General features: G+C 42.8%; 8 protein-coding genes. 5 read left to right on the forward strand and 3 right to left on the reverse strand.

The genetic code is table 11. From position 1 onward, the window contains the following. Nucleotides 1-60 precede the first annotated feature (60 nt). Complete coding sequence (gene purL, locus F995_RS04635; protein WP_004645657.1) at nt 61-3,894, reverse strand: phosphoribosylformylglycinamidine synthase; 3,834 nt, start codon at nt 3,892-3,894, stop codon at nt 61-63. Between the two features lie 1,306 nt (nt 3,895-5,200). Here purL and F995_RS04640 point away from each other — a divergent pair. The 5 genes from F995_RS04640 (at nt 5,201) to ruvB (ending at nt 10,574) form a co-directional block, all read left to right on the forward strand. Next, a complete protein-coding gene (locus tag F995_RS04640) occupies nt 5,201-6,838 on the forward strand; it encodes a sodium:solute symporter family transporter (protein ID WP_004645658.1) in 1,638 nt (545 codons plus the stop codon). An 11-nt stretch (nt 6,839-6,849) separates the two neighbouring features. Further along, a complete protein-coding gene (locus tag F995_RS16875; protein WP_004645659.1) occupies nt 6,850-6,981 on the forward strand; it encodes a putative transporter small subunit in 132 nt (43 codons plus the stop codon). Nucleotides 6,982-7,176: 195 nt separating this feature from the next. Further along, on the forward strand, nt 7,177-8,517 hold the full coding sequence (locus F995_RS04645) for a deoxyguanosinetriphosphate triphosphohydrolase (protein WP_004645660.1): 1,341 nt from the start codon (nt 7,177-7,179) through the stop codon (nt 8,515-8,517). Between the two features lie 117 nt (nt 8,518-8,634). After that, nucleotides 8,635-9,237, forward strand: coding sequence for a Holliday junction branch migration protein RuvA (gene ruvA, locus F995_RS04650; RefSeq protein ID WP_004645662.1), 603 nt, complete (start codon nt 8,635-8,637; stop codon nt 9,235-9,237). A gap of 335 nt (nt 9,238-9,572) precedes the next feature. Beyond that, a complete protein-coding gene (gene ruvB / locus F995_RS04655) occupies nt 9,573-10,574 on the forward strand; it encodes a Holliday junction branch migration DNA helicase RuvB (protein ID WP_004645663.1) in 1,002 nt (333 codons plus the stop codon). 19 nt (nt 10,575-10,593) lie between these two features. On the opposite strand, the gene F995_RS04660 is transcribed toward ruvB, so the two are convergent. Together F995_RS04660 and F995_RS04665 are read right to left on the reverse strand one after the other, a co-directional pair. Further along, nucleotides 10,594-11,430: a hypothetical protein gene (locus F995_RS04660; protein WP_004645664.1), complete on the reverse strand. Its 837-nt coding sequence runs from the start codon at nt 11,428-11,430 to the stop codon at nt 10,594-10,596. 129 nt (nt 11,431-11,559) lie between these two features. Next, the gene (locus tag F995_RS04665) at nt 11,560-12,789 is read right to left on the reverse strand and encodes an acetamidase/formamidase family protein (RefSeq protein WP_004645666.1); all 1,230 of its coding nucleotides are present in this window, start codon (nt 12,787-12,789) and stop codon (nt 11,560-11,562) included. Nucleotides 12,790-13,076: the final 287 nt, after the last annotated feature.

A 13,076-nucleotide genomic window follows, 5' to 3' on the forward strand; every position in this document is an offset into this window, starting at 1 on the left:
CTATAATTTGCTTATTAAAAAAGCCCCTTTCGGGGCTTTTTTAATTCTTGATTATATCAATTAGCCAATAAATTTACGTGCATTACGGAACATACGTAACCAAGCACCATCCTGATCCCAGTCTTCTGGTTTCCAGGAATGCTGGAGCGCGCGGAAGTTACGTTCAGGGTGCGGCATCATAATCGTTGCACGGCCATCCTGAGAGGTTACACCGGTAATACCTTCCGGTGAACCATTCGGGTTCAACGGATATTGTTCAGTTGCATTGCCATGGCTGTCGACATAACGTAGAACCACCTGATTCGATGCATTCAGTGCAGCAAAGTTTTCCGCCGTTGCAACTGCACGACCTTCACCATGCGCCACAGCGATCGGCAGAATCGAACCTTGCATGTCTTGTAACAATACTGAATTCGATTTTTCCACACGAACGTTCACTGCTCGCGCTTCAAATACTTCAGACGTATTGCGATGGAAACGTGGCCAAGCATCCGCACCCGGAATTAATGGAGCCAATTGAGACAACATTTGACAACCATTACAGATACCGAGCGAGAAGGTTTCTTGACGGTTGAAGAATTTCTCAAACTGGTCACGCAATTTAGCATTGAACAATACGGATTTCGCCCAGCCCCCACCAGCGCCCATCACGTCACCATACGAGAAGCCACCACACGTTACCAAACCTTCGAAATCATCCAGGCTGATACGACCTGCCAGCAAGTCACTCATGTGGACGTCAACGGTATTGAAACCGACTTTGTCGAAAGCTGCCGCCATTTCAATATGACCATTGACACCCTGCTCACGCAGAATTGCCATATTTGGACGACGCAAGTTAATGAACGGTGCTTCAATCGCTTCATTCAAGTCGAATGTTGGTTGGGCAATAATACCTTTGTGTGCTTTATCGGTAATTAAGGCAAATTCCTGATCCGCAGTTTGTACGTTGTCACGCAGACGCTGGATTTGGTGGGATACTTCAGTCCATGCCACTTGCAGATCAGCACGTTCAAGTACCAGACCATTGATAGACAATTGGTCAGAATTATTTACAGTACCAACCACTGCAATTGCATCTTTAAGCGTAGATGCTGCAACTTCAGCTTGTAGCGCTTCCCAGTCTACTTTCGCGATTTGAAGGACTGCGCCAATTTCTTCGGCAAATAAACTTGCAGTTGATTGATCTTCTAATGCCACACCTAAACGTGAAGCGAACATCATTTCTGCAACAGTCGCCAATAAACCACCGTCACCGATGTCGTGATACGCCTTGATCAAACCGCGGTTGTTCCAGTCTTGAACCAATGCGAAGAATGCCTTGAAATCATCGAAGCTATCCACATCAGGAGTAACCGAACCAATCGCTTTGTATACCTGCGCCAGAATCGAACCGCCTAAACGGAACTGACCTTTAGACAGATCAACACGAACAAGCACAGACTCAAGGTTTTTCAATTCTGGAGTCAATGTTTGGCGCACATCAGTCACTGGTGCAAATGCAGTGATCACGCCTGACATTGGAGAAGTCACAGACTTGTCTTCACCTTCGTCATTCCAGGTGGTACGCATAGACAATGAGTCTTTACCGACCGGAATCGCGATACCGAGTGCAGGACACATTTCCATACCGATAGCTTTCACGCCTTCGAACAATGCCTGGTCTTCGCCAGGTTGACCCGCAGCAGCCATCCAGTTTGCAGACAATTTGATGTCGCTGATTTTTTCAATCTTCGCAGACATGATGTTAGAGATCGATTCAGCCACAGATAAACGTGCTGATGCAGCAGGATTCAACAACGCTACTGGAGGACGTTCACCCATTGCCATTGCTTCACCGGTGTAACCGACAAGACTTGTAGTTGTTACTGCAGCATCCGCGACAGGAACCTGCCAGCGACCCACCATCTGGTCACGCGCGACCATACCGGTAATCGAACGGTCACCAATACTGATCAGGAATGATTTAGAAGCCACTGTCGGGTTTTTCAGAACGCGATAAATCGCATCTTTTAAATCCGTAACTTTAGCCGCGTCAAAATCATCGCCTTTACGTTCAATCGTTTCATAGGAACGGCTCATACGCGGAGTACCGCCAAGCATCACCTGCATTGGCATATCCACCGGTTTGTTGCCGAACAATGGATCTTCAACGGTTAAGTGACGTGCTTCAGTCGCCTCACCCAGTACTGCAAACGGACAACGTTCACGCGCACAGATTGACTCAAATAATTCTAAAGAAGATGGACGAATCGCCAATACATAACGTTCTTGCGCTTCGTTTGACCAGATCTCCATTGGCGACATGCCAGGTTCTAAAGATGGAATCTTACGAAGATCTAGCACCGCACCCAATTCGTGATCATTCACCAGTTCAGGCATGGCATTTGATACACCACCCGCACCGACATCATGTACCGACACGATTGGGTTGTGGTCTTCCATGCGCCAGCAAGTATCGATCACTTCTTGGCAACGGCGTTCCATTTCCGGGTTTTCACGTTGTACTGAGGCAAAATCAAGGTTCTCGCCCAATTTGCCGCTATCTACAGAAGATGCAGCACCCCCGCCAAGACCGATCAGCATGGCTGGACCACCGAGCACGATCAATAAGTCACCCGGTAAGATCGGATCTTTTTCAACGTGATCTGGACGGATATTTCCGTAACCACCAGCGATCATGATTGGCTTATGGAAACCTTTAACATCGCCATTGACGTTTTGTTCAAAAGTACGGAAGTAACCATTTAAAGCTGGACGACCAAATTCGTTATTGAACGCAGCACCACCCAATGGGCCTTCAATCATGATTTGTAACGGCGATGCCATACGCGATGGTTTGCCGTAGTTTTCTTCCCAAGGCTGTTCAAAGCCCGGAATATTCAGGTTAGATACGGTGAAGCCGGTTAAACCTGCTTTAGGCTTACCACCACGACCGGTCGCACCTTCGTCACGGATTTCACCGCCTGAACCTGTCGCTGCACCGGCAAATGGTGCAATCGCAGTTGGATGGTTGTGGGTTTCCACTTTCATCAGGATATGCGCGGCCTGGCTCTTGTATTTATAAACTTGATGACCATTGTCTTCTTGGGTTGGATAAAAACGCTGGGTATCCGAACCAACAATCACCGAAGCGTTGTCTTTATAAGCCGACAATACGTCTGTTGGTGATTCTTTATAGGTGTTCTTGATCATCTGGAACAATGACAATGGCTGGACTTCACCATCAATCGTCCATTCTGAACCGAAGATTTTATGACGACAATGCTCAGAGTTGGCTTGAGCAAACATCATCAGTTCGATGTCATTTGGATTACGGCCTAGCTTGATGAAAGCTTCAGTCAGGTAATCAATTTCATCCATTGATAATGCAAAACCAAACTCGTTGTTGGCTTTTACAAGTGCTTCTTTACCTTCACCCAGAATATCAATCGAGTTCAGTGGTTTTGGCGCAGTTTCCACAAATAATACCGCAGCATCTTCAATCGCATTGAATACGCTTTCGGTCATACGGTCGTGAAGTACTTGCAATGCTTCTTTAGAAAGCTCTTTTACGCCCTTCAAAGTAAATAAAACGCCGCGTTCAAGTCGATGAACCGGCGTATTACAGTTTTTGAAAATGTCCGTCGCTTTAGAGGACCAAGGAGAGATGGTTCCGACGCGCGGTGTGACTAAAATCTGGATTTCATCACTTGCAGCCTGGTGCAATTCAAAAGATTGACCATCGTTGAGAAGCTGTAAAGCTGATTGCTGTTGTTGCTCGCTGAGCGCTTGGTCAAAGAGGTAGACCCATTGACTTTCAATTGATTGAACAGAACTAATTGACGTCAAACGCGATAATAGTTGAGTTTTCTTAAAAGAAGAATGTGCGGGTGCACCGGCAACGATAAACATGCTGATTTTGGCTCCACGGGATGGTCTGAACAACCATGCCACAATGTGACTTGAGAGAGCGCATATTCTACTGTGAAATAAGGAAATCGGCTAGATGCCAAATCAGAAAACTACGTCTGAAATATCCTGGACTTTTAAAATATTTCGTTTATTTTCAGTCAGGAAAATTGAATGTAGTCGCACAGGTTAACACATTTTTTTTCAAGAAAAATCAAAACCGCTTCAGAATAATTTTCTGCATAAAAATTGTATTATTTTTCAACAACAATCGGGACAAAATCAAATTCAGGTTTTATTGTCATGACCTGCCAAAATTCCTATTTAGGCCAAAATGAAATACTTGATTACAAGATTTAATGAAGTCGTATTTTTTGCAGACTGTTTTTGATTCTTTTGATTGACTCTTAACTTTGACTTCTAAGATTAGAAAACTGGTTAAAGGTCTTCTGCCGTTTTCTGTACTACAAGGAACAGTTCTCCGCTGATCTCCGCCATTACAGTAACAGAGGCAAATTACTCCCCTCTATGAAAGAATAATTAATACTGAGTGGTATTTTAATCTGACATCATCTGCGGGGGAAAAACCGGACATCCATTCTCAACTTCTAAAAGAATAAAAATAAAGTTTCTTATTTGGGCCTTTTATTTTTTTATATTTGATTTTTATCTTCTCAGATCATAATTAAGCGAAATTTACTCATCTAAAAGACCAAAAAATATATCGACAAAATCCCCCACCATATCCAATATTTTGAAATTTCATCATTTATTCATGAGCTCTATTATGCGTAAAAAACACAATATAAATAGCAAAATACCACTTATATTTATGAGGAAATTTACCAGGAATTATGAGGCTTATATAAAAAAATAATGAAGAAATGATTAATAATAAAATTTTGTTACCTTTTTTATTTAATCCGTATTCTCAGGTTTTATTTAACTCGAAAAGTTTAAAATAAATATTTGTAATTGCTGAAAAAATATAGAAAATTTTCTTTTTTATTCAACTAACAGAATAACAGGCCCACACGTCTATATCAGCTAAGAATCTTACCAAATAGACACTTCATCAGTAAATTTTATGATTTTATGTTAAGCTCTAGCCGAATTGCTGAGGAATTGTCCAAATTCTGAGCCTGGCAATGGTTTTTCCTTTCTGCTGTAGAGATGAATATAAATTCTATATTCGGACACTAATTTTTTGATGTTCTATAGCTTCACTGCTCTGTCTATTTTAGAGCCTTAATCTGTCACCAATGATTTAATTTTCAAAAACAAAAGGTGACCCGCTTAAGGAGTATGTATGTTTCAATTCACTAGTACAGCAACTGTACTATTGATGGTGCTTTTCTATGGCATCACTTTTTTACTATCGTTACGTATTAAACAGAAAAATGAAAATGTTGATGGCTACATGGTCTCGAATGGCTCCATCGGATTTGGAATGTCTGCGGCCAGTATGACCGCCACCTGGATCTGGGCCGCCTCGTTTTATGCAGCAGCTTCATCCGGATATACATACGGCGTTTCCGGTGCCCTACACTATGGTTTGTGGGGTGCGCTGATGATTTTATTTATCTATCCCTTTGGCAAGCGCTTTCGTGAACTGGCGCCTAATGCCCACACCTTGGCAGAAATTATGCATGCCCGGCATGGCAACCAAAGCCAGATGATTCTGGCAGGTTCCAATATTGTGGGCAGCGTGATCAGCCTGATGGTGAACTTTACCGCCGCTGGGGCACTGGTTGAGATTTTATCTCCTTTAAGCTTTATCCATGGCGTGCTGATTACCGGTATCGGTGTGCTGTCCTATACCCTCTGGTCGGGCTTCCGTTCTTCGGTGTTTACCGATTTTGGTCAACTGGTGGCGATGATTGTCGCGGCTGTGATTATTATTCCAACCTTATTCTTTACCCTAGGTGGGCCATCCCTGTTTCAAAGCGGGATTCATCATCTGCAACCGGAGCAGCTGGATTTTTTCTCTAAAACAGCGTTTCTGGAACAAGGCGCGCCGTTTTTTGTTGCTGTATTGGCCTACGCGATTGGTAATCAGACCATTGCCCAGCGCCTGTTTGCAGTCCGTGAAGACCTGATCAAACCGAGTTTTATCACTGCAACCATTGGTTATGCTGCAATTGTTATTGGTCTAGGCATGCTGGGGTTATTGGCACTATTTGCAGGTATTCAGCCCATTGATGGGAACCTGAATAACCTGATTCCGCAAATGGCAGCGACTTATCTTTCTCCATTTATGGTCGCGCTGTTATTCATCATGGTGATTGGAGCATTGTCTTCTACCGCTGACTCGGATCTGTCTGCCCTGTCTGCGATTGTCATGACGGACATTTATGGCAAACAGATTGCGAAAAACCGTCCTGATCCAAAGAAAATGCTGTTTATTGGCCGTATGACCATGATCGTTGCCACCATGCTGGGGATTGTGATTGCCACCTTGAAGTTTGACATTTTGTCGATGCTGATTTTTGTGGGTGCGCTTTGGGGTTCTATTGTATTCCCGGTGATTGTCAGCCTGTATTGGGACAAGGTGAATGCCCGGGCCTTTAACTGGTCAGTGGGCCTCGCATTTTTCAGCTTTCTGATAGTACGTTTTGAATGGCTTCCGATTCAGGGATTGATCGCACTTGGCTTTGAACTCGTTGCGACCCTGGGGATTGGTGTGGTGCTGGGTTTGATGACCTTTGGTTTCTTCGGCAAGAAAGTGGGTCTGGTCGTTGGCATATTGGCCAGTATTGGCTTCATGCCATGGACCATCGGCTTCTTGCGTGAATACGGCACCTTGTTAAGCTCACTGACAGCGTATGGCAGTAGTGCGCTGGTATGTACTGTGTTGACGCTACTCTACAGCAAAGAAAAATTTGATTTTAAGCAAATCAACAAGATGGTGATTGAATTTCACCAGCTATCTGACAAAAGTAAATAAGGAGATTTCAGATGACAAGTCAATTATTGACCCTATATGTACTTTTTTGGCCATTGGTGGCAAGCCTGGTCTTGTTCACGATTTGCCTGAATGTCTATAAAGACACACAACAGGCCAAGAAAAATGGTGAAGAGCTAATTTGATTCTTCATCCTAAACAAAAAGCAGGCCATTGAGCCTGCTTTTTATTGTTCATTTGATGATTTCGATTTTTAATTCTCAGTCTTTTCCAGCTGACTAAAATAACAATAGGCAGCATGACAATTCATGTCGCACTGCCCTAGTGCAGGAGCTAGTTTTTTGGCATGATGCAAATAGTGGATCACTGAATAATGATAAATGACTCAAATGCGTTGGTTAGAACTGCTTTCGACAGTTCGGATTGGTAGTAAAAAGCAGAGCACTGAACTGGCACGCAGCCCGTTTCATAAAGATTATGACCGTATTATTTTTTCGCAAAGCTTCCGGCAATTAAACCGCAAAACCCAAGTCCATCCACTGACCCAGCATGATGGTATTCATACCCGTTTGACCCATTCGCTAGAAGTCTCCTGTATTGGCCGTTCACTCGGTATGCTGGCTGCAGAGAAAATCAAAGATAATTTACCTGCCTGGATTTCTCCGGCTGATGTCGGTGCCATCATTCAGGCCGCCTGTCTGGCACATGATATCGGTAATCCACCTTTTGGGCATGCCGGTGAATACGCCATTCGGGAATGGTTTGACGATGCATCTCATACCGACTTTTTAAAAGATTTGAGTCCTGAACAGGAAGCCGATGTACGCCAGTTTGAAGGCAATGCCCAAGGCCTGCGCCTGCTGACCAAGATCGATTACCATCCTTATGATGGCGGCATGCGCCTGACCTATGCCACGCTCGGTGCCTATCTTAAATATCCGTGGCTCTCTGAGGCGATTGACCCGACTGGCAACACCCCTGCCAGCCGACGTCCTAAATTTGGTTGTTACCAGTCTGAAAAAGAGATTTTGCAGGAAATTGCTGAACAGCTAGGATTAATCCAGCTTGGTGAATATCATTATTGTCGTCATCCGCTGACCTATCTTTTAGAAGCTGCGGATGATATCTGCTATGCCCTGATTGATCTGGAAGATGGTATCAGCCTGAATATGCTCAGCTACGCGGAAGTTGAACCAGTCTTTCTGAACTTGCTGGGTGAATATGGCACGCCTGAAGAAATCAATATGCCTTATACCACCTGGCAACAAAAAATTGCCGCGCTGCGTGGGCGGGTCATGAAACGTCTGGTAGATGAAGTCACCACGGCCTTTGCCCGACATCAGCAGGAAATTTTGATGGGCCAATTGCAAGGCTCATTGCTGGGTTATTGTAGTGCCGACATTGAAATTGGCATTAACCGGGCCAAAGAACTGGCGCGAGACAAGATCTTCGAACATCCGCAAAAAGCCGGTCTGGAAATTATCGCGCATCAAAGTTTACAAACGATTCTGGATGCCTTTATTCCACTGACCACGCCGCACAAAACTTTAAGCTTTAAAGAGCAGCGTTTGATGGCTATTTTAAAACGCTCGGGTGCGCAGTTTAGGGCTGATCATTATGACAACATTATGCAGGTGCTAGATATTGTCTCCAAGTTCTCGGATCATCAGGCTTATAATCTGGCGCAGGAACTGCATGGCAATAAAGCCGGGTTACTCTAATGCGAACGAGCGCCTGATGATAATCTCAGCAAAATCACTGTTTTTGAATGATAGAGTTTTGCCTTTATCGAAAATGCTGACTACTATGCCTGTATTAAATTTGAGTATGTATAAAAAATGATTGGATGCCTGATTGGGGAAGTACTGGCGCTGGAAGCACCGACTGTTTTATTAAATGTAAACGGCGTAGGTTATGAAATTGACACCCCTTTAACCACTTTCTGTCAGTTGCAAAAAGGCCAGAAAATTACCCTGTGGACCCATCTTGCTGTTCGTGAAGATGCCCAGTTACTTTATGGCTTTATCAATGCGCAGGAAAAAACCATTTTCCGTACCTTATTAAAGGTGAACGGTGTTGGTCCGAAAATGGCGCTTGGTATTCTTTCCACTTTAAGTGTGGAAATGCTGATCCACACCGTTGAACATGAAGATATCAACACTCTGGTCAAAGTTCCGGGGGTGGGTAAAAAGACTGCAGAACGCCTGATGATTGAATTGCGTGACCGCTTTAAAGCCATGGCTTCAGATGCTGCACCAAGCAACTCTACTGCACCACAGATTCAGTTTATGGGCAATTCAGCCGTGGCTGAAGCGGAAGCTGCATTACAATCTCTTGGCTATAAACCAATTGAAGCGCAGAAGCTAGTTAATGCCGCCAAAGGTGAATTTACAGAAGCCAGCGATATTATCCGCGCGGCATTAAAGTCGATGAACAAATAGAGATGATATCCAAGTTACAGGATAAAATCTGATACGCGTAAAAGTCATTCGCAACTGTTTGAGGCAGGAGACATTTATAGTTAAATGTTTCTGCGATATATTCGATAAGAATCAATATTCGACGAGTTTTGCGAATGACGGTGGTTTTGCTTACTTTTGCCGAAACAAAAGTAAGGCGAACCGCAGGTTAATACTCAGATATAAATCTGATTGGAAAGACTCTGCAAAAATTCAATTCCTCGCCTAGGCGAAAATCTTAGGATTCAGATCCATATTTGAGACCGTGTCAAAATTACCAGCTCAAAGGATCACTAAAATATTGGTATATAAACGTTATGCAAGACCGTCTCATCAGTGGTTCTGAAAAACCCGAAGATCACTTCGATCGTGCCATTCGCCCGACTTCCCTAGATGACTATATCGGTCAACCCGTGGTTCGTGAGCAGATGGAAATTTTCATTGGCGCAGCCCGTGGCCGTGAAGAGGCCCTCGATCACACCCTGATCTTTGGCCCGCCAGGTCTGGGTAAAACGACATTGGCCAATATTATTGCCCGAGAAATGGGTGGCAACCTGAAATCTACTTCTGGCCCGGTACTAGAACGTGCTGGTGATTTGGCAGCGATGCTAACGAATCTGGAAGAAGGCGATGTCCTGTTTATTGACGAGATTCACCGTCTTTCACCCGTGATTGAAGAAATCCTGTATCCGGCGATGGAAGATTATCAACTCGATATCATGATTGGTGAAGGCCCTGCTGCGCGCTCGATTAAACTGGATTTACCTCCATTTACCTTGGTAGCAGCCACCACACGTGCCGGTCTACTCACCTCTCCGCTGCGTGACCGTTTCGGAATCGTGCAACGTTTAGAGTTTTATTCGGTTGAAGATTTAACCCATATTGTCAAACGTTCAGCCAACTTGATGGATGTACCGATGACTGGAGATGGCGCAAAGGAAATTGCCCGTCGCTCACGAGGTACACCGCGTATTGCTAACCGATTGTTACGTCGAGTTCGTGATTACGCTCAGGTCAAAGGAACGGGGGAAATCAATCAGGATATGGCCCAACGTGCTTTAGATATGCTCAAAGTCGATAAAGATGGTTTAGACACACTCGATCGTCGTTACTTGTCAATGTTGCTTGAGCGTTTTGATGGTGGTCCTGCCGGTGTTGAAGCCTTGGCTGCTGCCATGGCAGAAGATTCTGGTACGTTGGAGGATGTGATTGAGCCTTATCTGATTCAGCAAGGTTATGTGATGCGTACTGCGCGTGGTCGTATCGCTACCAATATGGCGTATTTGCAGTTTGGGATGACGCCACCTGAACCGAAATAGAAGTGGTAATAAAAGCAGCTTAGGCTGCTTTTTCATTTATTATTATTTTAAATTCCTCACCAATCATACGACTATAGACTCCCAATACACCCAACCTATCTTTATTTTCTAATGAATTAATATGTTCATTAGAATCAGAATAAAGCTCCTTGCTTATTTCATCAGTATCTCGAACTATTCCTGTTTTTTTATATTTAGTAAGAGCTTCTTTTGAGCTTATATTGAGATATTCCTTTTTGGTATCTTGAGCTGTTTGATTGAAAAAATCAGAAAAATGAATAATTTTATTATCTGTGAGGGCATAGGATTCAAGAAATAAAGCAATATGACTCGTCAATATGACACTTTCTTCAATCAACAAAGAAATTTGATCTAAACATTTTCCTGCCTCGGTTTTATCATCTATCTTTACATTTTTGGGAAAATGTAAATATTTCTCTTGAAATCTATCGAGTTTAAACAGTAACTCTATATTTTTTGACATATAACTCTGCGCTAGCAGTCTAAAACTATCAATCCATTGTACTTTTTGGAGGTTTTTTTGCTCTCTATCCTGTAGAACTAATTGTTGATTAAATAGCTTACTGTTTAAATCCAATGCAGTTGTTTCAGATGATTTAATTTGCTCAACCACAGTTTTAAAAGACATTTCTGTCAATTTAAAACTTTTCCGTCCATACCAATAAGCTAACCAAGTCGCTAAACTGCCTAAAATTAAAGCGATAATTATAGATAAAGCGAAAGATAATATTGCTATGGTATCTGTTGAATGTTGCACATCTAAATACACTTTCTGATCTTTTGGCTGCTGTAAAACCACAGCTTGAGTTTGTTGTTCTTGCTCGTTTCCCCACATATTTTAATTTGATTATTTATTTCTTACATACTAAACAGTTTCAGCCGCTTACAAAAGAAAAAGCCAACTGACCATGTCTAAATCAGTTGGCAAAAGCACAAACCTATTTTTCTAAGTTTTATTCAAAAATTATTTCGCGTCTTTTTTAAACTCCTTAAAATCCGCTTTACGAATCATGGCATGAATACCTTTGGTTCGATCGACCACTTGTGACACTTCAAAGTCAGTCGCAGCACTTAAGTAGGCATAGGCAATTTCTTCAGAAATGCCATATTCATTGACCAGAAAACGGATCGCTTCACGGGTGGATTTACGCATGGCTTCATCTAAGTCTTCATCCAGACCCGGCGTAATCCAGAATTCAGCATTTTCAGCCAGCGGCTGTTTAATCTCTGCACCTGGAATTTTATCCTTGCCAGATTTAAGTAAAGTGAATTTTAAAGTCGCACGTGCCGAACCTTCCAAGGCAGTTAAAGCCACCTCACCATCACCTTGTACAAAGTGACTATCACCTGTATAGAACAAAGCACCTGGCACCTGTACAGGATAATAGGCCGTAGCCCCTGCTCCTAATTCATTGATGTCGATATTCCCGCCATAAAATGATGGTGGCACAGAGTGCACAGGCTCACTGGTATTTGGTGCAACGCCCATCGTGCCCATAAACGGATTCAGCGGGAAACGAATCGCTTTACCAGATTCAGTTTTTAAAACGCCTTCCCATACACCATCCGCATTTTTCTCAATGGGGGTAAAAATGGACACGTTACCATAAGCATCAGGATTGGCTGGAGATGCATGCTCATGTTTCTGACGTTTCGGGAATTCGGGTAAGGTGCCTTTGCCATGACGGTTTGAAATCACGCCATAAGGTACACGCGGTTCAACTTTTAAAATCTCCACCTTTAGAATATCGCCCGGCATTGCCCCTTCTACATAGACAGGCCCGGTAATAATGTGTGGTCCATCTTTATGGAAATCATGTTTCAATTTGGAATTCGTGATCAGCTTGGCTTCATCCAATACATGCTCAGGCTTGACGCCTTTTGATGTGAAATATTTCTCTGCATTGCGGCCTTGATCTTCCAGCAGCCCTTCATGCGAAACTGTATCGAAAGTAACTGTGCTACCTGAAGGGACAGTCAAGACAGGTTTTGCATCTTTATTTGGCAGATAACCCCAAGTAATCGTATTTAAGGTACTCGGCACATAATAATGACCTTTATATTCACCACTTTTGAGTAATGTCGGTTTATTTTCCAGCTGTTTCAGTATCTTAAAGTCTTCAGCCCATAGGCTTGTCGAAATAAAACTTAAGCTTGAAGCTACTGCCAGAGATAAAGCCAAAGGTTTTAACATGTGTTCAATTTCCGTCATAAAAAATATTACGAAAGAGTGAATGCAATCTAAGTGCCAAAATAAGTTTAAGAGGTTTAAAAAATCTTCACTTCATTCAGATTATTGATATAGAGGTAATCGTTTTTATCCCTTTTTAGCCTGAAATTTTTATAATTTTCATACCTTATAAATATAAAAAATCAATTTAGATACATATTTTTACAATGTAAAAGAACAAATAAAGCTCTTTGAGAACAGATATTAACACCCAGAATACCTTTAAAGTATCAAAAAATACTTAGAGAGTT

Origin of the sequence: Acinetobacter sp. CIP A162, from assembly GCF_000367905.1 — a bacterium.
Lineage (GTDB): Bacteria > Pseudomonadota > Gammaproteobacteria > Pseudomonadales > Moraxellaceae > Acinetobacter > Acinetobacter lwoffii.